The sequence below is a fragment of the Shewanella electrica genome (genome assembly GCF_022321485.1).
Taxonomy (GTDB): Bacteria; Pseudomonadota; Gammaproteobacteria; order Enterobacterales; family Shewanellaceae; genus Shewanella; species Shewanella electrica.
This window is the reverse complement of sequence record NZ_JAKOGG010000676.1, coordinates 1-243: the sequence shown is the minus strand read 5'-3', so window position 1 is coordinate 243 and position 243 is coordinate 1. Positions and strand designations below refer to the sequence as shown.

Genomic DNA, 243 nt, shown 5'->3' with positions numbered 1-243 from the left:
ATCTAATACTATGCAACCGATCAGTATACTTCTTATGTTTATTGTTGGTTATCTAACATTATTAACCATGACCAATGCTTTTCCATCAGAGGAACGAATGACTGATTTCCGTGCAAAACGTTCATTAGCAAACAAACGTTTTTATGATTTTGGTTCTCGAGCAATCTATGCCAATGATGATGACTTACAAAATTTAAATGATGAATACGATCGTTTTCGACGATTTTACGATTTTGGTTCACG

1 protein-coding gene is annotated in these 243 nt (G+C 33.7%); it reads left to right on the top strand.

The genetic code is table 11. The features are described from left to right. Positions 1-34 precede the first annotated feature (34 nt). Positions 35-243, top strand: a 209-nt coding sequence (locus L9G74_RS21780) for a hypothetical protein (RefSeq protein ID WP_238898966.1), incomplete at its 3' end; no start/stop codon positions are given.